The organism is Chryseobacterium manosquense (genome assembly GCF_014623485.1).
Lineage (GTDB): Bacteria > Bacteroidota > Bacteroidia > Flavobacteriales > Weeksellaceae > Kaistella > Kaistella haifensis.
On sequence record NZ_CP060203.1, the window covers coordinates 2,064,343 to 2,086,649 of the forward strand.

The following is a 22,307-nucleotide window of genomic DNA, read 5'->3' on the forward strand; positions in this document are numbered from 1 at the left end:
TTATTCCGCAAGGTTGAATTCTTTTTTCTTCAAAGGTTTAATTTTTTCCTGTAACCATTGGAAAATCACATACAATACAGGAATCGCCACCAAACCGAAGAACGTTCCAATTAATAATCCTGCCGCAGCTCCCGTCCCAATCGAACGGTTTCCGGAGGAGCCAATTCCCGAAGCAAAAACCAATGGAAGCATCCCGAAAATAAAGGCAAAAGAAGTCATTAAAATAGGTCTTAACCTTGCTTTTGCTGCATTAATTGCTGACATTGCTAAAGTTTCGCCATGATTTCTTCGTTGTACCGCAAATTCTACAATCAGAATTGCATTTTTAGCTAAAAGTCCCACCAACATAATGAGTGCTATCTGGAAATAGATATTGTTTTCAAGACCTGCGATACTTTGACCGAAATACGCACCGATTACCCCCAAAGGAAGGGAAATAATGACCGCCAAAGGAAGAAGGAAACTTTCGTACTGTGCTGCAAGAATGAAATACACAAACACCAAACTTAGGATAAAAATAACCGCTGTTTGTGAACCTGAACTTACTTCCTCTTTGGAAAGTCCGGTAAATTCTACTACATAATCGGAAGATAATTTTTCTGCTGCAACTTCTTGTACGGCTCTAATCGCATCACCGGTAGAATATCCTTCATTATTTGAACCTGAAATCGAGATCGAGGTAAAGAGGTTATATCTTTCAACCGATTTGGGTCCGAATGTTTTTTCCATTGTTACAAACTGCGACACTGGAGTCATTTGTCCGGAAGCGGTTTTCACATAAATACTGCTTAAATCCGCCACTTCATTTCGTGCATCAGGAAAAGCTTGTACCATTACTCGGAACTGTTTTCCGTATTTTGTAAAATCCGCGGCATAAACTCCACCGATATATCCCTGCATCGTACTGAGGATATCCGATACCGAAACTCCGGTTTCTTTAGCTCTTGGAACATCAATCACCATTTCATATTGTGGATAATTGGTGTTAAAAGAGGTTTGTGCAAACTGAATCTCCGGTCTTTGCATCAAAGCACCCAAATAATCTTTTGCAACGGCATCCAGTTGTTTCAAATCTCCTCCTGATTTATCAAGCATCACTGCTGAAAAACCATCACTGGTACCAAATCCCGGAATACTTGGAGGTGAGAAAAACACAATTTTCGCATCAGCATACCGGCTTCCGAGACCAAATAATTTTTTGGTAATGGATTCTACGGATTGATCAGAATCTTTCGCTCTGTCGGCAAATGGTTTAAGTCTTATGAAAGCCTGACCAGCATTAGAACCTGATCCCGACATAAATCCTCGGCTTGCGGTGAAAGTTACGTTAGCAACTCCGGGAATTTTTCGGGCTTCACTTTGCAAATCTTTCAATACATTGTAAGTCCTCTCCATGGATGCTCCCGGCGGAAGTGCGACATCGGTAAAGATAATTCCACGGTCTTCTTTCGGTACAAATCCTGAAGGCATGGTAGAATTTGACCACCAGAAAAACAAACCTCCAACTGCAAAAATTACCAAAGTAACCCATTTATGTCTTAAAAGGAAAACGAAAAATCTTCCGTATCGGTCGGTTGCGGATTTAAATGCTAAATTGAATTTATAGAAAAATTTCTCTTTAAAATTCATGGAAGAGTATTCCTTATGATGCGCATGATTTGGCTTTAAAAATAAAGAACATAAAACCGGACTCAGCGTCAATGCATTCACTGCAGAAATTAAGATTGCGACAATCAAAGTAATTCCAAATTGCTGATAAAAGACTCCTGTCGGTCCCGTAATAAACGTAACCGGAATAAATACCGCCGACATCACCAAAGTAATGGAAATAATGGCTCCGGTAATGTCATCCATCGCACTGATGGTTGCTTTTTTCGCATCATTAATACCGTGTTCCATTTTGGCGTGAACGGCTTCTACGACGACAATCGCATCATCAACCACAATTCCAATCGCCAATACCAATGCGAAAAGGGTTAATAAATTTAATGAATAGCCAAATAAATTCAAGAAGAAGAATGTTCCAACAATAGAAACCGGAACTGCAATCGCTGGAATCAATGTAGAGCGGAAATCCTGTAAGAAGATATATACTACGATAAATACAAGTACGAAAGCTTCCAGAAGTGTGTGAACTACTTTTTCAATGGAGGCTTCAAGGAAATCGTTCGTATCGAAATTGATGGTATAACCTACATCTTTAGGTAAAGTTTTTTCATTTTTCTCAAGGAACGATTTAATGTCTTTAATAATATCCTGTGCATTGGAACCCGGAGTTTGGAAGATTCCCATACTCACGGAGCTTCTACCATTGTTTTCACCTTTCGACGTGTAGGATTGCGCATCAAGTTTGATTTCTGCAACATCTTTTAATTTCAAAAACTGTCCATTTCCGAGGGACTTCAAAATAATATCGCCGTAATCTTTTTCTTGGTTAAATTTTCCTTTGTAGGTAATAACATATTCGAAAGAGCTTCCACTGTTTTGCCCCAGCTGCCCTGCAGCAGCCTCACGTGACTGTTCGTTGATGGCCGCGGTTACTTCGCTCGGTTCCAATCCGTATGCAGCCATTTTAGAAGGATCTAGCCAAATGCGCATCGAGAAATTCTTCCCTCCGAAAGCTTGCGCATCTCCTACTCCATTAATCCTTTTAATCTCAGGAATTACATTAATATTAAGATAATTTTGAAGCCAAACTTCGTCCAAATCTTTATTTGCAGTATAAAAAGAAAGAAACATCAGTGCGCTGGTTTGTTGTTTCTGTACGATAACTCCGGATCGCGTAACATCCGATGGCAAGAGCGGTGTAGCTCGCTGTACTTTATTCTGTACGTTTACTGCTGCGATATCGGGATTTACTCCCTGTTTGAAAAAAACCTGAATTCTTGCCGATCCGTCATTTCCGGCAGAGGACGAAATATAATCCATTCCTTCAACACCATTGACCTGTTCCTCGATAGGAATTACCACACTATTCATCACTGTCTGCGCACTGGCTCCAGTGTAATTTGCGGAAATACTTACGGTAGGCGGAGCAATATCCGGATATTGGGTTACAGGCAATTGATTGAGTCCTAAAACCCCTAAAATTACAATCAGAATCGATATAACACTGGATAAAACCGGTCTGTTAATAAACTTTTTTACCATTAGAATATTGGTTTTATAGCGTTTACAATTTCATCAAAATTCACCGGTTTGGATTTCACAGCGGTTCCCGGTTTCAGCGTAGATACACCTTGCGCTACAATTTTATCTCCTTTGGTAAGACCGCTTTTTACCACCACCAAATTATTGACACGATCCGTCACTCCAATCAATACATTCTGGGCGGTGTCTTTTTCGACTTTGTACACATAAACTAAACCTTGTTGCTCGAAAGTTGAACTTTCCGGAACAACCAAGGCTTGATCATAGTGCTTAGGAAGTATGATAGTTCCGCTATTTCCGTTGCTCAATAATTTTGTGGCATTCGGGAAAGAAGCCCTAAACTGAATGGTTCCGGTTTGAGAATCAATTTGTCCTGTAACCGCTTGTATTTTTCCTTTTTCCGGATATTTGCTGCCGTTAGCCAATTCCAGTTCTACCATCGGCATATTTCTTAGCTTTTCAGGAACAGTGGCACCTACGGAATCTTCCAGAAAGTCGAGATATTCTTTCTCGTTCATCGAAAAATAAGCAAAAACTTCGCTGGTATCGGAAACTGTAGTTAAAGGAACTTGATCAGTTGGTCCTACCAAGCTTCCAACTTTTAGCGGTAATCTTCCGACCACTCCGGAAATTGGAGCGCGAATTATCGAATAATTGATGTTTTCTTGAACTCCTTTATAATTGGCCGAAGCTTGCGAAACATTGGCTGAAGCTTGTTGCTGAGCTGCAATTGCTTGCGAAAGTTGCGCTTGTGCTTTTGCCAAATTCGCTTTTGCAGTTTCTAGCTGAACACTGCTGATGATATTTTTCTGAACCAAAGGAATCAATTTGTTGACTTCCACCTGAGCAGCATTCACGCTGGCTTTTGCGGCATTCACGTTGGCTTTTGCGGCGCTTACTCCGGATTGTGCAGCGCCAATTCCAGCTCTTGCAGCATCTGCGGATTCGTTCAACATGTTGGTTTCCAAACGGAAAAGTGGTTGTCCCTTAGCAACATATTGTCCCTCATCTACCAAAACCTGAGTAATATATCCCTGAATTTTCGCTCGTACATCGTTATTCACGCGGCCTTGAATGGAAGTTGGGAAAGACAGATAACCGGTAACATTTTTCTCCTGAACCTCTACCACAGGAACTTCTTTTGGTCCCTCTGGTTTTTTTTCTTCTTGCTTTTTACAAGAAAAAACCGATAATATAGAGAAAGAAAAAATGACAATCTTATTTTTCATATTTAAATTTTAGGTAAAGTTTCTTCGATGTTTTGAATATTTTTATTTAAAAGCGATTTATAGTTTTCAAATCGTTGGATATGATGTTCTTCTGAGCAATTTCGATAAGCATTGAGTTTGTCCAGTATTGCAACTTCTTTTTTCAATCGGCTGATAATTGTTGTAAACCGAACTTGAATATAATTTTCATTAATGGTAAAGAAGCGTTTCCTTTCATTAAATTTATTAAAATCCAGGATTAAATCCGCATTCAGAAGCAAATTAAGGTTAGAAGAAACCGAACTTTTACTAGCAGAGAAAACTTCAACAAATTCCTCAAAACAAATTCCTTTTTTTTCAAAATCGAAAATTAAGTAAGTATAAATCTTTGCAGAAAGTGGCGGAAGGTTTAGGGTTTCCCCATAAAACTTCATCATTTCACAAAATAACTCTTGGTCTATTTTTAGGGTTGAATTCATTATGTTGCAAATATATTAATTCAGTTCAGAACAAACCGAACCAAAAAATTGATTTAACAAAAAATTGGCATTGAAAAGCTTGCAAAATGACCACTTCAGCACAAGAAAGACATAAATTTTATTAATTTTGTTGCATGGATTTACGAGATCAGCTAAAAAACCTATTCCCGGAACATGAAGAGCAAGACTTTGAAATGCCGGCAGAAAAATTCGTTCAGAAAGAACCTTTGGTATGCAAATTTGAAAAAAAAGGCAGAAACGGAAAGCCCGTGACGTTAATCGAAGGTTTCGAAGGCGGGGACGAGGAATTGAAAACCATCTCAAAAAAAATAAAAACAACTTTGGGAATTGGCGGTTCGGAAAAAGACGGAATCATCGTCATACAAGGCGACAACCGCGACAAGATTATGAAAATTTTGCAGGAAATGGGTTATAAGACCAAAAGAGTCGGCGGTTAAAAATATACTTTAGTTTCGGGAAGTAAGTTTCTCAGTTTTTCAATATCTTCTTTCTTTAACGGATTTCCTGTGAGGATGATTGTTTTCAGGTTTTTTAGTTTGCTGATTGCTGTTGGGATTTTCTCAATTTTGTTATTGGCGAGATTCAAACTTTGCAGGGATTTCAGGTTTGCAATTTTCGGGGAAATTTCTTTCACCTTGTTTTGGTTGATGTTGATAAACTCCAACTCTTTCAGACGGTAAAGACTTTTCGGAAGTTCGAAAATACTGTTTTGTTGCAGTTCTATATTCTTGAGTTTTTTTGGGAAACGCACCTCAACAATGTCATTGAGTTGGTTTGATGAAAGGTTGAGTGTTTTCAGGTTTTTTATTTTAAACAAATCATTAGAAACCGTGTTGATGTTGTTGCTTTGAAGGTTGATTTCCTCCAAACCGGGAATTTCGAGAAAAGCATCAGGAAAAACCTTGATTTGGTTGGCGTCGAGATGGATGATTTTCAGCTTTTTCAATGCTCCGATATTGGGATTTACCTCGGTTAACGCATTGAGGTTTAAGAATAATGATTCCAAATTTTGTAAATTTCTAATCTCATCGGGAATGAATTTAATGTTGTTTTTGTTGCTGTTGAGGTATTGCAGATTTTTTAAAGCAAAAATTTCCTTATCAAATTTTTCCAAATTATTTCCCATAATGTTCAGGAAAATTAAATTTTCAAACTGAACGATTTCTTTAGGAATATTAAAAACGCCATGGTCTCGAAAAGTGAGACTTTTTACTTCAACCGAAACTTTCAAAGCCTCCTCCATCGCAGAAAATGTGGGATAAACCTTTGGATCGATTTGCGCTTCTATTTTTATGAAAAATAAAAAAAAGACAAGAAGAAAATGTGTTTTCATGATGATTTAAAAAATTATAAAACTGCCGGCAAAAATTACCGGCAGTTGAATTTGAATGAAATTTAATTATTTTCTTAAAACCTTTGAACTCTTCACTTGTCCATCTGCTTCGATGTTTACGATTAACAATTTACTGCTGTTCAGTTCTTTTGTTAAATCAAGGGTGATTGAGTTTTGGGTGTTTTGGTAAGATTTAGAAAATACATTTCTTCCTTCCATGTTATACACTTTAACTACAGGATTTTGCATTCCTTTTTTCGACTGAATATTGATGATTCCTGAAGTTGGATTTGGAGAAATCGTGATGTCGTCTTTTTTAACAGCAGATGCGGTAGTCGAAAGAACGATTTCAGTTCCCAAATTTTCTTTTTTCGCAAAAACTACGGTTGCAGATTTCCCTCGGTAATCGATGGTATTTCCTGAAGCGTCCACATCTAAAGCGATATTAGCACTTGGATGCTGAATGGAGAAGAAACCAAATTTATGATCCGGCGTGAAGGTAAGTCCGGTTGGCTCAGAACCTGCAGGCATTGATGCAAACAAGGTTACTTTCGGGTTCGTCTGTGTATGGTCGGGAGCAACTACCCAAATATAATTTTTTCCTCCATCCTGTAAAACCCAAAGGTTTCCTTTTTCGTCGAAAGTCAGGTTGTCGTTTCCATCGCCCCAAACTTCAGATTTCGCACCGGTTTCAGTCATAAAAGTATAGGAAGTTGAAAGTCCGCCCACGAATGTTTCCATATCTGAAACGCTGGTTCCGTTGTCTTTGAAACGGTAAACTTTGTTCAAGCCTTTTGCAGTGAAATACACCATTCCGTCGATTGGGTTTATCTCTACATCTTCAACACCGTTGAATTTTGTTCCGCCCAAAGCTCCTGCATTTGTGTTCAAATTATTAACGTCGGCTTGGGTTTTGTTCGGCACCTGAATCCAAGTTGCATTTTTTGTTACGGGATCTCCGCCGCTTAATCCGCTTTCAAGTTTCAGCACGAAAACGTCTCCGGATGAAAGATCGTTTGGATTTTCTAAAACATATTTGTAAACACAGTGCGTTCCACCGTCTTCACCGTAATAAGCAATTGTTCCTTCATTATTCACCACCAAATTTTCGTGATTCATAATTCCCATTTGCCAAAGTTTTTCCTTTTTGTTTGGGTCGCCGTAGGTTTTTACTTCTGCAGTTACAGGATCAATTTCTACAAACCATCCATAATCTTTGTAGCCATCACCGTTGGAATCTGAAGAAGTAACTTGCTCTTCCGCGGTGATTATTGTTCCCCAAGGAGTAATTCCGCCTGAACAGTTTCTTGCAGTTTGCACCAAGTCTGAACCTGAAAAGTTTACACCTCTTGATTTTGTAAGCTCCCAAAGTTTGGTTGTAGCATTGTAGTTGATTTCCGCTACAGTCATTCCTCCCGGATTTGTTTCGTGGTTTACGGCAAGATATCCGTCGGTGCTGCTGTTGTTTTTAGCAACGTAACCTGTGAAATCGTTCAATCCGCCAACTTTTCCGCCACCTTCAGTATAATCGTCACCTTCTTTTAAAATAAGTTGATAAGCGATTTCTTTTGGGAAAATTACTTTTGGTGTTTGTACAGTAGGTGCAATTGATGTAAAACAGCTTACATGAACACCTGTACAGTTTTGAGCAGGCGTTACAATTACAGGATTTTTTAAATAGGCATCGATTCTTAAATCCGAACTTGAAGCACCTCTGTTATGCAATTCGATTGCAATTCTGTTGTTTCCGTTTGCGAATTTGGCCTTTGGAATCATGAAAAGATTATACACACTTTCATTTCCACCATCAATAGTTGTGCTCGACCAAGTATTGTAAGTGATTTCTCCTGAAGGCATATTGTTGCGCACGATTTCTTCACCGTTTAGATAAACAACAATACCGTCGTCCCTCATAATTCCCAATTCTACCTCATCACTTAATTGGCTTGCATCAACGGTAAATTCTTTAATAAAATAAGCGGTAATTAATCCGTTTGCGGTGGTTGTAGTTACCGGATCGCCATAACCTAAAGGCGCATTTCCCGTTTTCCACGTGGAGTAGTCATAATCTGAAGCTCTCCAAAGAACACCCAAATCGGTTTTGGTGTCATCATAAGACCAATTTGTACCTTTGTCGAATGCTACATATTGTGCTTCGATCTGCGAAAATCCCATCAAGAAGAAAACACTGACAGGGAGTAGAAGTTTTTTCATTTTTAAATTTTTATAATTTATTTCTCGGCAAATATAGATTCGCATTATGACTTATGTTTTACATAATGATGACATTAATGTTAACTTAAACCTCGATTAATCCTATAAAAATTTAATTATTTAATGTTTTATTAACAGTGTTTTCGGTTATTTTGCTTTACTAATATCGGTGAGTGAATTAAGAAATTCTATCAGTTGTGAAATTTCTTTCGACGTAAGATGAAGTTGATCAGGAGGTAATGTTTGGTTGGTTACCTTTAAGCCCAAACCTTCGCCACCACCTTTGTTGTAGAAATCCATCACTTCTTCCAACGTGTTGAAGGCGCCGTTGTGGAAATACGGTTTTGTGAGCGCAATATTTCTCACCGTCATGGTTTTGAACGATTTTTCAAAAATCCATGACTGTTCTCTCTCTACGGGGCTATTGAATCTACCTTTATCCGAATCGAGTTTCAGTGGTTTTTGATTGATGGGTTTTTCGGTTATTCCTAAAATTTCGGATTCATTTTCATTATAAAAAGGCGGAACAAGTCCCGAAAAATGCGGCACAAAATGACAGGTTGCACAGTTGGCTTTTCCCATAAAAAGATTAAATCCTTTCTTGGCATCTTCCGAAATTTGAATCTCATTTCTCATAAATTGATCAAATTTGCTGTCGAAAGAATGTAAACTTGCCACAAACGAACTCAACGCTTTGGAAAAATTTTGCTTGTTGATTTTTTCACCTCTAAATAATTTCTTGAAAGTGGTTTTGTAAGATTCATTCTTGTTTAATTTATTGATGATGCTTTCGTAAGTGGTATTGAATTCTTCTTCGTTATAAATCACATGTTCCGCCTGTTGCTCCAAATAAAATGCACGCATATCGTAGAAAAATCTTTTTGCAAAAACTGCATTATATAAAGATGGCGAATTTCTCAAAACGGTTTTTCCCTCTACATTACTTTCGGATTTTGTTTTCAAATCGGTGAAAGCATTTTGCGGCAAATGGCAGGTTGCACAACTCATCTTTCCGTTTTCGCTGAGCGTTTCGTCATAGAAAATTTCCCGTCCGAGTTTCCGTAATTCTTCGCTGTCTTGCTGTTTTTTCAATAAAGTATAGAAATAGGGATCAAGAAAATCACTTTCAAAAAAATTTCTATTTCCGACGTTCCAACCGGAAAATTCTTTTAAATCATCGTTTCTCCCGTCCCATTTCCCAAGTTCTGCATAAAGTGGTTGAATGAATCTTTTATAAAACTCAATTCTGTCGAAACTTTCGAAATCGGCATTTTTATTTAAGTAGTTGATCGTTTCGTCGATAATTTTGTTGGCAAAAACAAGATCGTAATTTTTAAAGTAAGTATCGTCATTCAAATAATTTTTAATTCCAATTAAAGAATGTTTGGCTTCTTCAGAAATATTCAGAGAACCCGGTGTATCGAATCCGGTAATGCCCAAAGCATAAATTCTAATAAGTTGCAGCCGAAGCGGAATTGTTTTGTTGGTACCAACACTCAACCCATTTTTCAAGGAACTGAGGTAGAAATTTGCGTATTGGTTGTAGAGAAAGTCCGTCATTTCTGTGATTTGAGATTTGTTTTCCTCAATTTCATCAGAAAAAATCAACTCGTCCAAAACCTGCAAACCTTGTGGCGGAAGTGTATAAGAAGAAGTTCCCGCCGCTTCAACTCTGTAAAGCGGGGCAGAATTCAAATTGGTTTTCGCAAATTCCGGGTAATGATAAGCGATATAAAACTCGATTTCTTTATAGCTGTTTCTGCAATTTCTCAGCGAGTTTTGTAGTTCTTTGGAAGAAATTTTGTCGGCATTAAATTTTTCAACATCCGTTTTTAGAGTTTCCAATTTTATCTTAAACTGTGTTAAACCTTTGTAGATCCCTTTGCTTTCATACGGATTTCCGGAATCGGTTTTTTTAAAAGAAAGTGCAGCAAATAGAAAAATAACGGCAAATACAAACAGTAACTTGATCTTCATCTGAAAAATTTGCTCCCAAAAGTACCATTGTAATATTGCCTGAAGATTAATCAGATATTAAGGTTTGGTTACAAAAATTAGTTTTGCGTTAAGCCAAAAATCTATTTATAAATAAGTATTTTTGTATTCATGTTAAAATCAAAACGTATTGTATGATGAATAAACTCGCTGCTTCCGAATTGGTATTAAATCCCGATGGAAGCGTATATCATTTGAATCTTTTGTCTGAAGAAATTGCGGGAAAAATTATTTTAGTGGGTGATCCGGACCGTGTACCAAAAGTTTCAAAATATTTCGACAAAATTGAAATTAAAAAGAATAAAAGGGAATTTTATACCCACACCGGAACTTTGCGTGGAGAAAGAATTACAGTAATGTCCACGGGAATAGGAACGGAAAATATTGATATTGTGATGAACGAACTCGATGCGTTGGTGAACATCGATCTTAAAGAAAAAGAATTCAAAAGCGAACACAAAGCACTTCAGCTTTTCCGTTTAGGAACCTGTGGAAGTGTAAACCCACAGGTTGAAATAGACAATATGCTTGTAACGCAAAACGTTGTCGGATTAGATGGGTTGCTGCATTTTTACCAAGATTACCAATTCGAAAACCACTTCTCTAGAAATTTTCTCGAAAAATTCCCTTACGAAAGAATCAAGCCAATGCTTTATTTTTCCGACTGGGCAGAAGATATTTCCGATTATTATAAAGACGCAAAATACCACGGTAATACAGCAACTTTCCCGGGTTTCTACGCTCCGCAGGGAAGACAATTGCGATTGAAAGCTTTAGATGATCAATTTTTGGAAACCTTAAACGATTTGGGTGTGACCAATTTCGAAATGGAAACTTCCGCAATTTACGGACTTTCCAAACTATTAGGCCACAAAGCTTTAACCGTAAATTGCGTGATAGCTAACAGAAGACGTGGCGAATTCTCTGCAGATCATCATGCTTCCGAAAAAAACATGATTGAATGGGTTTTGGAGCGGATCATCAAATAAAAAAACATCTTAAAAATAAAATGCGGCTTAGTGGAGCCGCAATTTTTATTGATTTCTCATCCAGCAATCCTGAACATGGTCATTCACCATTCCGGTAGCTTGCATGTAAGCATAAACCACGGTAGATCCAAGAAATTTAAAACCACGTTTCTTTAAATCTTTTGCCAACGCATCAGAAATTTCTGTCGTAGCAGGGACTTTTTTTAATTCTGAAAACTGGTTAACAACTGGTTTTCCACCGACAAAACTCCAGATGTATTCTGAGAACGTCCCAAACTCTTTCTGAACTTCCATAAACCTTGTCGCATTATTAACTGTTGCCAAAATTTTCAGGCGATTCCGAATAATCCCGGAATTTTGCATCAACTCTTCCACTTTTACGTCGTCATACGCTGCAATTTTTCGATAATTATAGCCATCAAAGGCTGTCTTGAAATTTTCACGCCGCTTCAGTATCGTGTACCAGGACAATCCTGCCTGGAAACTTTCGAGCACCAAAAATTCAAAAAATGTTTTGTCATCATAGACGGGCTTTCCCCATTCATTATCATGATAAGATCTGTACAAATCATCCTTTTCGCACCACGCACAACGAATTTTTTCCATGAACCAAATATAGTTTTTGATCGGCTTACTTCAAAATTATCTGCTTATTACAACTCGCAATTGGACAATTAAGAAAAATTTATAAAAAATTTAACATCTATTTAAAAGTTTAGGAACAAATGTTGCAAATTAACATAATATCAAATTAATTTTTCACCAATTGCTAACTAAAAAAAATATTATTATGGACAGACAAGATTTCAACAAAGCAGAAGATGCAGTGAACGACGTAAAATGGACCGTAAACGATTATGCTGATAGAGCAAAAGATTATATCCGCGAGCAAAAAGAAAAAAACGCTGAACCTACCGCTGAAGGTTGGTTAGAAAGAGCGAAAGAAAATGTTTCCGAGGCTTGGGAAGATACTAAAGATGCTGTTTCTGATGCTTGGGAAAAAACAAAAGATTTGGCAGACAATACTTGGGAGAAAACCAAAGATGCTGCTGAGGATGCAAAAGCCGAAGTAAGAAAGGCTACCAATTAACAGAGAAATTTAAACTAAAAAAGAGAAACCTAAAGAAATTTGGGTTTCTTTTTTTATGCTGAAAACAATAAATATTTTAAATTTGTGAAAAATAATAATATTATGTCATACGGATTATTAAAAGGCAAAAAAGGAATTATTTTCGGTGCGCTGAACGATCAGTCGATTGCATGGAAAGTTGCCGAAAAATGCCACGAGGAAGGAGCTGAATTTATCTTATCAAACGCTCCTATCGCAATGAGAATGGGAGAAATAGATGAGTTGGCAAAAAAAACAGGTTCAGATGTTGTTCCGGCAGATGCCACATCAGTGGAAGATTTAGATAAACTTTTTGCCCATGCTGAAGAAAAATTCGGCAAAATCGATTTCATCCTGCATTCCATCGGCATGTCCGTAAACATCAGAAAAGGAAAAGCCTACACCGATCTTAATTATGATTTTCTTGAAAAAGGTTGGAACATATCTTCCGTTTCTTTCCACAAAGTGATGAAAGCTGCTTGGGACAGAGATATCATGAACGAATGGGGTTCTATCCTTGCTTTAACTTATATCGCTGCACAACGAACTTTCCCGAATTACGGAGATATGGCCGATAATAAATCGTATCTTGAAAGTATCGCAAGAAGTTTCGGATATTATTGGGGAGAAAGAAAAGTGCGTGTAAACACTATTTCTCAATCTCCTGTAATGACTAAAGCAGGTGCCGGGGTGAAAGGAATCAGCGGATTCTTCAATTTCGCGGACAGCATGTCTCCACTGGGAAATGCCGATGCGCTGGATTGTGCAAACTATTGTGTGACTCTTTTCTCGGATCTTACCAGAAAAGTTACGATGCAGAACCTATACCACGATGGAGGGTTTAGCAGCACTGGAGTTTCACAGAAAGTCGTTGATAAATTTGAAGATTTATAATAGAAACAATTGATCAAATGAAAATCCGCCCCTTTTTGGAGCGGATTTTTTTATTTAAAACCTTCTATTTTTACAACTGATTGATCTCATTTACAAACAATTCTGTAATTTCCTGCGTAGTTGCCCAAGAAGTGATAATTCGTATCGCTGAATGTTTTTCATCAATTTTTTTCCAAACGTAAAAATCGAATTTATCCGCCAATTTTTCAATTTGTTTTTGTGATAAAATGGGAAAAATCTGATTGGTGAAAGTTTCTGTTAAAAATGTACATCCTTTATCTTCAAATGCTTTTTTAATTTTCATCGCTTTTTCATTGGCATTTCTTGCCAAATCAAAGTACAAATCGTCTATCAACAATTCCTGAAACTGAATGCCGAGAAGTCTTCCTTTTGCGAGAAGCGCTCCCTTTTGCTTTAAATGAAATCCAAAATCCGGCTGCAGATCTTCATTACAAATCACAATAGCTTCTCCCAACAAAGCTCCGTTTTTGGTTCCACCGAGATAAAAAGCATCGCAATATTTCGAAAGATCTTCCATAACCAAATCGTTGGTTTCCGCCGTCAAAGCATGTCCCAATCTCGCACCATCCATGAAAAGATAAAGTTGATAACTTTTGCAAAAAGCAGACAAGTCTGCCAGTTCCTGTTTGGAATAAATTGTTCCAACCTCGGTAGAATTAGAGATGTACACCAATTTTGGTTTCACCTGATGCGGAATATTGGTATGAAGATCCAAAACTTGCTGCAGATGTTCGGGTGTCAGTTTTCCATTTTCCGTCGGAATTCCGTGCACTTTGTGTCCGGTTGCTTCTATAGCGCCGGTTTCATTGGTGAATATATGACCCGTTTCTGCAGCGATTACGCTTTCATAAGGTCTTAAAAAAGCAGAAATCACAATTAGATTCGCCTGAGTGCCACCAGAAACCAAATGCACTTCCGCTTTTTGATCATTGATTTTATTTCGAATAAGTTGCGCCGCATTTTTCGAGTAATCATCGAGCCCGTAACCACTTTGTTGTTCGAAATTCAGTTGAGTAAGAGCTTCTAATATACTAGGGTGGCAACCTTCTGAATAATCATTTTTAAAGGAAATTTTCATGGTAAAAAGTATTGTAATAAGAGAATCCTAGATTCCGGGTGGTTAAAATTAGAAAAAAAGGTGATTAAACCCTCAAAAAAGGGTTATTTAACCCCAAATTTTATTCAATTTTTATATCATCTTTGTCATGTAAAAGCAAAGAAAAAAAAGAAAACTAATAACCATTTTAAAAATTAAACCAGACTAAACGACCACATTTTCTTTTGAAGTTTTCCCACAGATTAAAATACAATGTGATCTTTATGAGGTTTAATAAACGCACAATTCCCCTTGTGCGTTTTTTTTGTCAATTTATTATTGTTAGATTTGTGTCTCAAGCAATCTAACTTAATGATTTCCCTTAGCGAAGAAAATTACCTAAAAGCCATTTTTCACTTAATGAATACTGATAATACAGTAACCATCAACGAATTGAGCAAGGTTCTGAGCGTGAAAATGCCGAGCGTAAATAACATGATGAAGAAATTCGCTGAAAAAGGCTGGGTGATTTACGAAAGTTATAAACCTTTGAAAATTACAGTTGCTGGAAAAAAACAAGCTGCTTTGGTTGTTCGAAAACATCGTTTAACGGAAATGTTTCTGGTCGAAAAAATGAATTTCGGTTGGGAAAATGTGCATGAAATCGCTGAACAACTGGAGCATATTCATTCCGAAACTTTTTTCGATAAAATGGATGAACTCCTCAATTATCCTAAATATGATCCACATGGTGAACCCATTCCCGATAAAGAAGGAAACATCATTGCCCAAGATCTAAAAAAACTAAGCAACTGCAAAGTGGGAGAATCTGTCGTTTTCACCGCTGTTACGACTACTGATGAAGATTTTTTAAACTTCTTAAATAAAAAAAAATTGGTTTTAGGAAAAGAAATCAAAGTTTTAAACATTGAAAAATTCGACAAATCAATGCTTGTTAAAATTCAAGAGGAAGAAATCGTACTAAGCAATATTGTTTGCGACAAAATATTGGTGAAACAATAATTTCACCTTCAAGAGTTTTTGGAACATTGCCACAATTGCCCTAACTTTGTAACATTCACAAAAAAATCAATAAAAATTAAAAATATGTCAAAAGCACTTTCGCAAGTTCCTTTCGCAGTGAACGAACCGGTAAGAACCTACGAACCAGGATCTGCCGAAGTGAAATCCTTAATAGCAACCTACAAAAAAATGTGGGCAGAAAAGGTAGAAATTCCAATGATCATCAATGGGAAAGAGGTGAAATCTGATGAAAAAATCGCGATTAGTTCTCCTCAGGATCACCAGCACGACCTCGGTTTCTACTACAAAGGAAATATGCAACATGTTGATGAAGCCATCAACACCGCTCTTGCAGCAAAAGAAAAATGGAATAACCTTGCTTGGGAGCAACGTGCATCTATTTTCCTGAAAGCGGCCGATTTAATCGCTGGTCCTTACCGCGATCAGCTCAATGCGGCTACGATGATTGGGCAAAGTAAAAATGTTCATCAGGCTGAGATTGATGCAGCTTGTGAATTCATCGATTTCTTGCGTTATAATGTAGAATTTATGACGGAAATTTATGCTGAGCAACCGGTTTCCGATGCTGGAATTTGGAACCGCTCCGAATACCGTCCCTTGGAAGGTTTTTGTTTTGCGGTAACGCCTTTTAACTTTACCGCAATAGCAGGAAACTTGCCAACTTGTATGGCAATGATGGGAAATGTGGTAGTGTGGAAACCTTCTGATAAGCAAGTTCTTTCAGCTAAAATCATCATGGATATTCTTACCGAAGCTGGATTACCTGCCGGGGTGATCAATATGGTTTTCACAGATGGTAAAGAAACTGCTGAAAAAGTTTTGGCACATCCGGATTTCGCTGGATTGCATTTTACAGGTTCAACAAAAGTTTTCCAGGGAATGTGGAAAATGATTGGCGACAACATTCACCAATACAGAACATATCCAAGAATTGTAGGAGAAACCGGCGGCAAAGACTTCGTCATGGTGCATCCATCTGCAAATGTAGATGCGGTTGCTACAGGATTGGTACGTGGAGCTTTTGAATATCAGGGACAGAAATGTTCTGCTGCATCTCGAGCTTATATTCCGAAATCTCTTTGGGATGATGTAAAAAATGCGATGGAAGCTCAATTGAAAACCGTGAAAATGGGAAGTCCAGAAGATCCTTCTAATTTTATCAATGCGGTAATCGACAAAAATTCTTTTGAGAAATGCAAAGGATATATTGAAAGAGCTGAAAAATCTGCAGAAGCTCAGGTAATTTTCGGTGGAAAATGTGACGATTCTAAAGGATGGTTTGTTCAGCCAACTGTAATCGAAACCACCAATCCTAAATACGAGTCGGTGACCGAGGAAATCTTCGGACCAATTCTTTCTGTGTTTGTATACGAAGATCAAGATTGGAAAGAAACTTTGAAATTGGTTGATGAAACTTCGCCATATTCATTGACTGGATCAATTTTCGCACAAGATCGTTACGCAATTGATGAAGCTTACAAAGCTTTAGAAAATGCTTCTGGAAACTTCTACATCAACGATAAGCCAACCGGAGCAGTTGTGGGTCAACAACCTTTTGGTGGAGCCAGAGCTTCGGGAACCAATGACAAAGCTGGTTCTAAAATGAATCTTTTGAGATGGGTTTCTGTGAGAAGCATCAAGGAAACTTTTGTTTCCCCTAAAGATTATAAATATCCTTATTTAGGTTAATATCACCACATAACAAATTGAAACTCTGTCTTTTTGGCAGAGTTTTTTATTGAAAAAATTAATTCTTTAAAAAAATCATTGTTTCAAAAATTCAATTTAAAACGCCATCTTTTTCTTATAAAATGGATTAATAATGATTTTAACAAAAATTTATAGGTTTTTACAAATTGATGGCACGCTTTTTACAATTAGATTATTATCAAATTAATTTTTTCAATAAAAACAACTTAAAACTTAAAATTATGAGCACTAAAAGAAACGGACTACTTGCATTATTGGGACTTGGAGCATTAGCTTTTTGGAAGTACAAAAACTCAACTCCAGAAGAAAAACAAGCAGTAAAAGATAAACTTAACACTGCAAAAGACAATTTGAACAAATTTGGAACCGATTTGAAAGCTAAAGCAAACGAGGTTGCTTCTCAAGTTCAAACTAAAGTAGACGAAGTGAAAACTTCAGCACAAAATTCTGTAAACCAGAACTAAACATCGTTTTCATATATACAAAACCGCGATATGCTTTTTGCATATCGCGGTTTTATTTTAAACAATTCCGAAAAATTCCGGATTTATTTTGTTATCTTAATAAGGCATTGAAAGTGTCTCCTTGTCGGATATCTCCTGTGTTGTAGCCTTTCATAAACCATTCTTTCCTTTGTGCGGAACTCCCGTGGGTAAATCCTTCCTGATTGATGTATCCTTGCGAGCGCTTTTGTATATTATCATCACCAACCGCCTCAGCTGCTGACATCGCTGACTCGATATCGCCTGGTTCTAAAATCTTTTCACGATTATCGGTTTGCTTTGCCCAAACTCCGGCATAGAAATCTGCCTGTAATTCAGTTGCTACGGAAACTCTGTTCATTTCGGCTTCCGAATATCTTCCGCTAGATCTTAACTGATTTACTTTCTGCGTAGTACCGAGCAAGGTTTGTACATGGTGTCCAATTTCATGAGCCATCACGTAAGCAATTGAAAATTCCGTTACCTGAGCACCGAATCTTTGTTGCAGTTCTTGGAAGAAACTCATATCCATATAAATTGTTTGATCTGCCGGACAATAAAACGGTCCCATCGCTGCCTGTGCCGCTCCACAACCAGATTGAGTGGCATTTTCAAACAAAACTACTTTTGGTGGAGTGTACTGCATGCCATTTTCCTGGAAAATCTTTGCCCAAGTTTTTTCAGTTAGCCCAGTAATCATTTGGACAAATTCTCTAACCTTCAATTCATCTGCCGATAAATCTCTTTGCTCGGTTTGTTGGGACGAACTGCCTATTCCTGAAGAAAGAATCGCTGAAGGGTCGCCTCCGAGGAAAAAGATAATTGCAGCAATTATCAGCGTTCCTAAACCACCTCCAACTAGCATTCCGCCGCCTCCACCGGAGCCTCTGCGGTCGTCAACATTTTCACTTCTATCGTTTGTCCATTTCATAATAAATATCGTTTAAATAAAATTTGAAATTAAAGATATTAAAAATTATTGATTGAGCTTATTTCGCTTTAACCAATTACTTGTTGATTAATATACGGATACCCAATCATTCACCCAATTCTGCCACAGAAATTACAGCGCCAACAAACTGCTCGATAAAACGAATACAAAAATATCGCTGAGCAATCCTAAAAATATGATTTATAAACTTTCAAAAAAGTCAAAATCTGCATTGGTAATCGGATGAAAAATAAAAACAACTCGAAAACCAAAGACACCAAGAGATAAAAAATCCCCAAGTACAAAAACGGTTTGATTTTTTAGAATCCATTTATAAGTATTTATTCCTCTCAAATTCAAAAAAAAGGAGATTTAAATTCATAGTAAAACTACAAATTTCCGAAACCAATATTCCCTTTTTTCTCAGAGAGATTTCTTTTAAAATCAATCATTTGCAAAGATGTTACTGCCGCCTCTATTCCTTTGTTTCCTAAGCTTCCACCGCTTCTGGCGATGGATTGTTCTTTGTTGTCATCGGTCAACAGACAGAAAATAGTGGGCACATCAGTTAAAATATTACAATCTTTAATTCCCTGTGCAACTGCGGAACAAACATAGTCGAAATGTGGCGTTTCCCCACGAATCACACATCCAATTGCAATTACTGCATCGAATTTTCTTTCTTTGCAAAGTTGCATTGAAGCATAATTGAGTTCAAAAGCACCCGGAACTTTAAAAACCGAGATGTTTTCTTCTTTTACACCTTCTTTTTTCAGTACTTCTACCGCTCCGTCGCGAAGATTATGGGTTACAAAATCGTTCCATTCAGAAACAACAATGCCAATTCTAAAAGAACCGGCATCATTTATCTGTAATGGTTTGTAATCTGAAAGATTTACCGTTGCCATTGTATTTTTATTTAGTAATATTTTACCATTTCGATGTAGGAATCCGACATTCCGTTATCGTAATCCTGATATTTCTCGTCGATGGTAGAGAAGTATTTCTTCGCTTCAGCATTCTTTTTCAATGCTAATGCTACTAAACCTGCTTTTCTTGTGAAATAGTAAGAAGTGTAAGGATCATCTGATGCAGAAGTTGCTTTGTCTAATAATGATAAAGCTTCGTCATTTTTATTAAGGTTTATTTGGCAATCAGCCATTGCACCGTACTTCAAAGCCATCAAGATTTTATTTCCTGAAGAAAATTTATCAAGCAGGTCATATGCTTCTTGGTATTTACCTTCTTTGAATTTCAAAAGACCTGCGTTGTAAGCGGCAAGTTTCCCTACTTTAGTCCCAGAATATTCCTTGTATGTTCCCAAATAACCAGGATTTGCAGCAGTTTTTCCGCCTAAAGCTAATTCTTCTTTTCCGTCAGCTAAGTTTTTCTGAGCTGCAAGATAACTCAATGTAGCTTCTTCGTTTCTTGGTGCTACATAAAATTGCTGAAATGCAAAATAGCCTAACACTGCGATAACCAAAGCACCAAAAACAGTAATTAGTGTTTTAGAATGTTTTTCTAAAAAACGTTCTGTGTCCAATGCGCCACGGTCCAAATCTTTGAAAATTTCTACAGTTTCCTTTCCTTCTAGATCTTTTCGGTGGATGTTCGCTTTATCTTTTGCCATAATAGTATTAAAAATTGAAGTGCAAATTTAGATGTTTTATAACGATTTACAAAATTATGTCTGAAAAAACATTTTCTTTATTAAAAACACCGCAAAATAATGATTTTTTGAGAAGAATCTTATGCATCTTAATATTCTAAAATGCTGTAAACTTCTGCATTGAATTTCTTCAGAAGTTCCTCGCCGCGAAGGTCTTTTAAACCAATTAAAAAACTGAATTGAACAACCTTTGCCCCTTGTTTTTCAACCAATTGTGCTGCAGCTTGGGTGGTTCCTCCGGTTGCAAGCAAATCGTCGTGAATCAGAACTCTTTGTCCGGGTTTTATTTGTCCGGTTCGCATTTGGATTTCTGCCGAACCGTATTCCAGATCGTACTTTTCACCAATGAAAGGAGGCGGTAGTTTTCCAGCTTTTCTGATCAAAACAAAAGGAACTTCCAATGCAACTGCTACCGCAATTCCGAAAAGATAACCGCGACTTTCAATTCCACAAACCGCATCTACTTTTCCCCGGCTGAAATTCACAAGATCAGCGATTACATCTTCGTACAGTTTCGGTTTAAGAAAAATCGGTGTGATATCTTTAAATTGAATCCCGGGTTTCGGAAAATCTGGAATATTTTCTATCGTATTTTCTAAATTTCGGATAAGTTCGCTTTTACTCATTTTTAATTGATTTTATAGCTTGAAATCTTCCATTCTCCGTTAACATTCTTTAAGCCGAATGTCACCAAAAGCGAGGTGGTTTGCCCATTTTTATCAGTTACATCGTAGGTAGCGTTCACACTTGCGTTATTGCTACTTACACTATTTGTGGTGATATTTTTTACATTAATATTTTTCACAGCACCAAACCCGGTAGTCGGGTTGGAAAACGTTTCATAAGAACCCCAACTTGGATTATCCGAAGTATCGTAGGCTCCTTTCAAGTTCTTCGCGCTCAAATTATTTAAAAATTTAGATACACTAGTTTTGGGATCAGCTGTGGCTGCTACAGGCGTTTCTGTAGTGGTTGCAGTTTGATCTGGGATTACAGATGGATCAGCTGTTACGTTGGTCGGATTATTAGCCGGATTTCCTGTAGGCATTAATAATGCTTTTGGATTTACAGTCACACCGATTTTGGACATTTTAAAGGTTTTCTTGGTTGTCTTTACAGAAACGGTGATGTCGATTTGGTTATTCGAAATTTTCTCGGCCGGCAAAGATGCAAATCGCATATTAAAGCCTTTGAAATTATTATCCAACATCAAATTTTTGGAGGTAAGAATTCTACGTCCGTTGCTGAAAACTTCAAGAACCGTTTCCAAAGCTGCTCCTTCGAAGACAATTGGGTTTCCTGAGCGATCGACCAACCTTGGTACGATTTGTAAGGATTTTGGACCTAAAACACTATCAACCGCCATAGGTTTTGTAATAATATTTAAGGAACTTGCCGAAATATCATTTGGATCCGATTCTTTTGCCATTTCATTTCCGAAAATATTCATTTCACCTAATGAAGGTGGTCCCGTACTGCTCCAGTCGATTCCATTTTTTTTGGCTACTTGATCTGCAAGTGCGAAAATCTCGGGAACTTTTTTTCCATCAATTAATTTTCCTAAAGCGTTCAGTTCGTTCACATCACCATCCGCTTCCACCCCGAATGTTTTCAGGATGTATAAAGCCTCACTGAATTTCACTTGCTTTAAGGTATTTAAACTCGATGCCATATCATTAATACTCGATTGCAAAGTTTTGGTATTGGTAGCATCTACGGAATCTTTCTTGCAAGAAATTATTAAAAAGCAAAAAAGAAACAAAAACACGATTTTCTTCATAAGTGATGGGTTTATTACAAATTTAAAAAAATTCCCGACAATGCCGGGAAATATTTTTTTATGGTGATATAACAGCGTCCTCGTACAAGTCTTCCAATTGAAATCTATTTTTGAAAAAATAATCATCTTAAAACTCAATGTTGAATTAGAAATGTTCATCGTTGAATTAAAAATATTCTTGATTGAATTAAAACAACTCAACTTTGAATTAAAAAGATTCATCTTTGAGTTAAAAAGATTGTT

Annotated in this window: 20 protein-coding genes; 7 read left to right on the forward strand and 13 right to left on the reverse strand. The window is 37.2% G+C overall.

What is annotated here, in order from left to right; translation table 11 throughout:
• The 3 genes from H0S70_RS09925 to H0S70_RS09935 are packed head-to-tail and all read right to left on the reverse strand — an operon-like array spanning position 1 to position 4,837.
• Entirely contained in the window at positions 1-3,150 is a 3,150-nt protein-coding gene (locus H0S70_RS09925; RefSeq protein WP_188320681.1) for an efflux RND transporter permease subunit, read from the reverse strand.
• Positions 3,150-4,379 carry an efflux RND transporter periplasmic adaptor subunit gene (locus tag H0S70_RS09930; RefSeq protein WP_188320682.1) on the reverse strand — a complete coding sequence of 410 codons (1,230 nt, stop codon included), beginning with the start codon at positions 4,377-4,379 and terminating at the stop codon, positions 3,150-3,152. Before H0S70_RS09930 ends, H0S70_RS09925 begins: the two co-directional genes overlap by 1 nt.
• Before the next feature lie 2 nt (positions 4,380-4,381).
• Positions 4,382-4,837 (reverse strand): transcriptional regulator, encoded by a 456-nt coding sequence (locus tag H0S70_RS09935; protein WP_188320683.1) that lies wholly within the window; start codon positions 4,835-4,837, stop codon positions 4,382-4,384.
• Positions 4,838-4,971: 134 nt separating this feature from the next.
• Between H0S70_RS09935 and H0S70_RS09940 the strand changes: the two genes are divergently transcribed.
• The gene (locus tag H0S70_RS09940) at positions 4,972-5,295 is read left to right on the forward strand and encodes a translation initiation factor (protein WP_188320684.1); all 324 of its coding nucleotides are present in this window, start codon (positions 4,972-4,974) and stop codon (positions 5,293-5,295) included.
• Here H0S70_RS09940 and H0S70_RS09945 read toward each other — a convergent pair.
• From H0S70_RS09945 to H0S70_RS09955, 3 genes are all read right to left on the reverse strand, one after another.
• Positions 5,292-6,191 (reverse strand): leucine-rich repeat domain-containing protein, encoded by a 900-nt coding sequence (locus H0S70_RS09945; protein ID WP_188320685.1) that lies wholly within the window; start codon positions 6,189-6,191, stop codon positions 5,292-5,294. The genes H0S70_RS09940 and H0S70_RS09945 overlap by 4 nt on opposite strands.
• Before the next feature lie 66 nt (positions 6,192-6,257).
• Positions 6,258-8,405 carry an alkaline phosphatase PhoX gene (locus tag H0S70_RS09950; RefSeq protein WP_188320686.1) on the reverse strand — a complete coding sequence of 716 codons (2,148 nt, stop codon included), beginning with the start codon at positions 8,403-8,405 and terminating at the stop codon, positions 6,258-6,260.
• Between the two features lie 147 nt (positions 8,406-8,552).
• A complete protein-coding gene (locus H0S70_RS09955; protein WP_188320687.1) occupies positions 8,553-10,382 on the reverse strand; it encodes a cytochrome-c peroxidase in 1,830 nt (609 codons plus the stop codon).
• Between the two features lie 152 nt (positions 10,383-10,534).
• Here H0S70_RS09955 and H0S70_RS09960 point away from each other — a divergent pair, with 152 nt between their 5' ends.
• Complete coding sequence (locus H0S70_RS09960; RefSeq protein WP_188320688.1) at positions 10,535-11,389, forward strand: nucleoside phosphorylase; 855 nt, start codon at positions 10,535-10,537, stop codon at positions 11,387-11,389.
• Between the two features lie 45 nt (positions 11,390-11,434).
• Here H0S70_RS09960 and H0S70_RS09965 read toward each other — a convergent pair whose 3' ends face one another.
• The gene (locus H0S70_RS09965) at positions 11,435-11,995 is read right to left on the reverse strand and encodes a DNA-3-methyladenine glycosylase I (protein WP_188320689.1); all 561 of its coding nucleotides are present in this window, start codon (positions 11,993-11,995) and stop codon (positions 11,435-11,437) included.
• A gap of 184 nt (positions 11,996-12,179) precedes the next feature.
• Between H0S70_RS09965 and H0S70_RS09970 the strand changes: the two genes are divergently transcribed.
• Both H0S70_RS09970 and H0S70_RS09975 read left to right on the forward strand, forming a co-directional pair.
• A complete protein-coding gene (locus tag H0S70_RS09970; protein ID WP_123903767.1) occupies positions 12,180-12,479 on the forward strand; it encodes a hypothetical protein in 300 nt (99 codons plus the stop codon).
• Positions 12,480-12,581: 102 nt separating this feature from the next.
• Positions 12,582-13,391 (forward strand): enoyl-ACP reductase FabI, encoded by an 810-nt coding sequence (locus H0S70_RS09975; RefSeq protein ID WP_188320690.1) that lies wholly within the window; start codon positions 12,582-12,584, stop codon positions 13,389-13,391.
• Positions 13,392-13,461: 70 nt separating this feature from the next.
• Here H0S70_RS09975 and H0S70_RS09980 read toward each other — a convergent pair whose 3' ends face one another.
• Positions 13,462-14,490: a threonine aldolase family protein gene (locus H0S70_RS09980; protein ID WP_188320691.1), complete on the reverse strand. Its 1,029-nt coding sequence runs from the start codon at positions 14,488-14,490 to the stop codon at positions 13,462-13,464.
• A gap of 330 nt (positions 14,491-14,820) precedes the next feature.
• Here H0S70_RS09980 and H0S70_RS09985 point away from each other — a divergent pair, with 330 nt between their 5' ends.
• From H0S70_RS09985 to H0S70_RS09995, 3 genes are all read left to right on the forward strand, one after another.
• On the forward strand, positions 14,821-15,471 hold the full coding sequence (locus H0S70_RS09985) for a metal-dependent transcriptional regulator (protein WP_188320692.1): 651 nt from the start codon (positions 14,821-14,823) through the stop codon (positions 15,469-15,471).
• 84 nt (positions 15,472-15,555) lie between these two features.
• Positions 15,556-17,181 (forward strand): L-glutamate gamma-semialdehyde dehydrogenase, encoded by a 1,626-nt coding sequence (gene pruA / locus H0S70_RS09990; protein ID WP_188320693.1) that lies wholly within the window; start codon positions 15,556-15,558, stop codon positions 17,179-17,181.
• 242 nt (positions 17,182-17,423) lie between these two features.
• Positions 17,424-17,666 carry a YtxH domain-containing protein gene (locus H0S70_RS09995; RefSeq protein WP_123249281.1) on the forward strand — a complete coding sequence of 81 codons (243 nt, stop codon included), beginning with the start codon at positions 17,424-17,426 and terminating at the stop codon, positions 17,664-17,666.
• Positions 17,667-17,757: 91 nt separating this feature from the next.
• Here the strand turns inward: H0S70_RS09995 and ypfJ are convergent, their stop codons facing one another.
• The 5 genes from ypfJ to H0S70_RS10020 form a co-directional block, all read right to left on the reverse strand.
• The gene (gene ypfJ / locus H0S70_RS10000) at positions 17,758-18,615 is read right to left on the reverse strand and encodes a KPN_02809 family neutral zinc metallopeptidase (RefSeq protein ID WP_188320694.1); all 858 of its coding nucleotides are present in this window, start codon (positions 18,613-18,615) and stop codon (positions 17,758-17,760) included.
• A gap of 389 nt (positions 18,616-19,004) precedes the next feature.
• Entirely contained in the window at positions 19,005-19,523 is a 519-nt protein-coding gene (ribH, locus tag H0S70_RS10005) for a 6,7-dimethyl-8-ribityllumazine synthase (protein ID WP_188320695.1), read from the reverse strand.
• 11 nt (positions 19,524-19,534) lie between these two features.
• Positions 19,535-20,245, reverse strand: a complete 711-nt coding sequence (locus tag H0S70_RS10010; RefSeq protein ID WP_088263836.1) for a YfgM family protein — start codon at positions 20,243-20,245, stop codon at positions 19,535-19,537.
• A gap of 128 nt (positions 20,246-20,373) precedes the next feature.
• Complete coding sequence (locus tag H0S70_RS10015; protein ID WP_188320696.1) at positions 20,374-20,910, reverse strand: adenine phosphoribosyltransferase; 537 nt, start codon at positions 20,908-20,910, stop codon at positions 20,374-20,376.
• Between the two features lie 2 nt (positions 20,911-20,912).
• Entirely contained in the window at positions 20,913-22,064 is a 1,152-nt protein-coding gene (locus H0S70_RS10020) for a hypothetical protein (RefSeq protein ID WP_188320697.1), read from the reverse strand.
• Between the last annotated feature and the right edge of the window lie 243 nt (positions 22,065-22,307).

Excerpts from the sequence above, each read along its gene's own strand:
- H0S70_RS10015 (WP_188320696.1), bottom strand. The coding sequence starts at position 20,910 with ATGAGTAAAAGCGAACTTATCCGAAATTTAGAAAATACGATAGAAAAT.
- H0S70_RS09950 (WP_188320686.1), bottom strand. The coding sequence starts at position 8,405 with ATGAAAAAACTTCTACTCCCTGTCAGTGTTTTCTTCTTGATGGGATTT.
- ribH (WP_188320695.1), bottom strand. The coding sequence starts at position 19,523 with ATGGCAACGGTAAATCTTTCAGATTACAAACCATTACAGATAAATGAT.
- H0S70_RS09940 (WP_188320684.1), top strand. The coding sequence starts at position 4,972 with ATGGATTTACGAGATCAGCTAAAAAACCTATTCCCGGAACATGAAGAG.
- H0S70_RS10020 (WP_188320697.1), bottom strand. The coding sequence starts at position 22,064 with ATGAAGAAAATCGTGTTTTTGTTTCTTTTTTGCTTTTTAATAATTTCT.
- ypfJ (WP_188320694.1), bottom strand. The coding sequence starts at position 18,615 with ATGAAATGGACAAACGATAGAAGTGAAAATGTTGACGACCGCAGAGGC.
- H0S70_RS09980 (WP_188320691.1), bottom strand. The coding sequence starts at position 14,490 with ATGAAAATTTCCTTTAAAAATGATTATTCAGAAGGTTGCCACCCTAGT.
- H0S70_RS09995 (WP_123249281.1), top strand. The coding sequence starts at position 17,424 with ATGAGCACTAAAAGAAACGGACTACTTGCATTATTGGGACTTGGAGCA.
- H0S70_RS09965 (WP_188320689.1), bottom strand. The coding sequence starts at position 11,995 with ATGGAAAAAATTCGTTGTGCGTGGTGCGAAAAGGATGATTTGTACAGA.
- pruA (WP_188320693.1), top strand. The coding sequence starts at position 15,556 with ATGTCAAAAGCACTTTCGCAAGTTCCTTTCGCAGTGAACGAACCGGTA.
- H0S70_RS09930 (WP_188320682.1), bottom strand. The coding sequence starts at position 4,379 with ATGAAAAATAAGATTGTCATTTTTTCTTTCTCTATATTATCGGTTTTT.
- H0S70_RS09960 (WP_188320688.1), top strand. The coding sequence starts at position 10,535 with ATGATGAATAAACTCGCTGCTTCCGAATTGGTATTAAATCCCGATGGA.
- H0S70_RS09935 (WP_188320683.1), bottom strand. The coding sequence starts at position 4,837 with ATGAATTCAACCCTAAAAATAGACCAAGAGTTATTTTGTGAAATGATG.
- H0S70_RS10010 (WP_088263836.1), bottom strand. The coding sequence starts at position 20,245 with ATGGCAAAAGATAAAGCGAACATCCACCGAAAAGATCTAGAAGGAAAG.
- H0S70_RS09925 (WP_188320681.1), bottom strand. The coding sequence starts at position 3,150 with ATGGTAAAAAAGTTTATTAACAGACCGGTTTTATCCAGTGTTATATCG.
- H0S70_RS09975 (WP_188320690.1), top strand. The coding sequence starts at position 12,582 with ATGTCATACGGATTATTAAAAGGCAAAAAAGGAATTATTTTCGGTGCG.
- H0S70_RS09955 (WP_188320687.1), bottom strand. The coding sequence starts at position 10,382 with ATGAAGATCAAGTTACTGTTTGTATTTGCCGTTATTTTTCTATTTGCT.
- H0S70_RS09945 (WP_188320685.1), bottom strand. The coding sequence starts at position 6,191 with ATGAAAACACATTTTCTTCTTGTCTTTTTTTTATTTTTCATAAAAATA.
- H0S70_RS09970 (WP_123903767.1), top strand. The coding sequence starts at position 12,180 with ATGGACAGACAAGATTTCAACAAAGCAGAAGATGCAGTGAACGACGTA.
- H0S70_RS09985 (WP_188320692.1), top strand. The coding sequence starts at position 14,821 with ATGATTTCCCTTAGCGAAGAAAATTACCTAAAAGCCATTTTTCACTTA.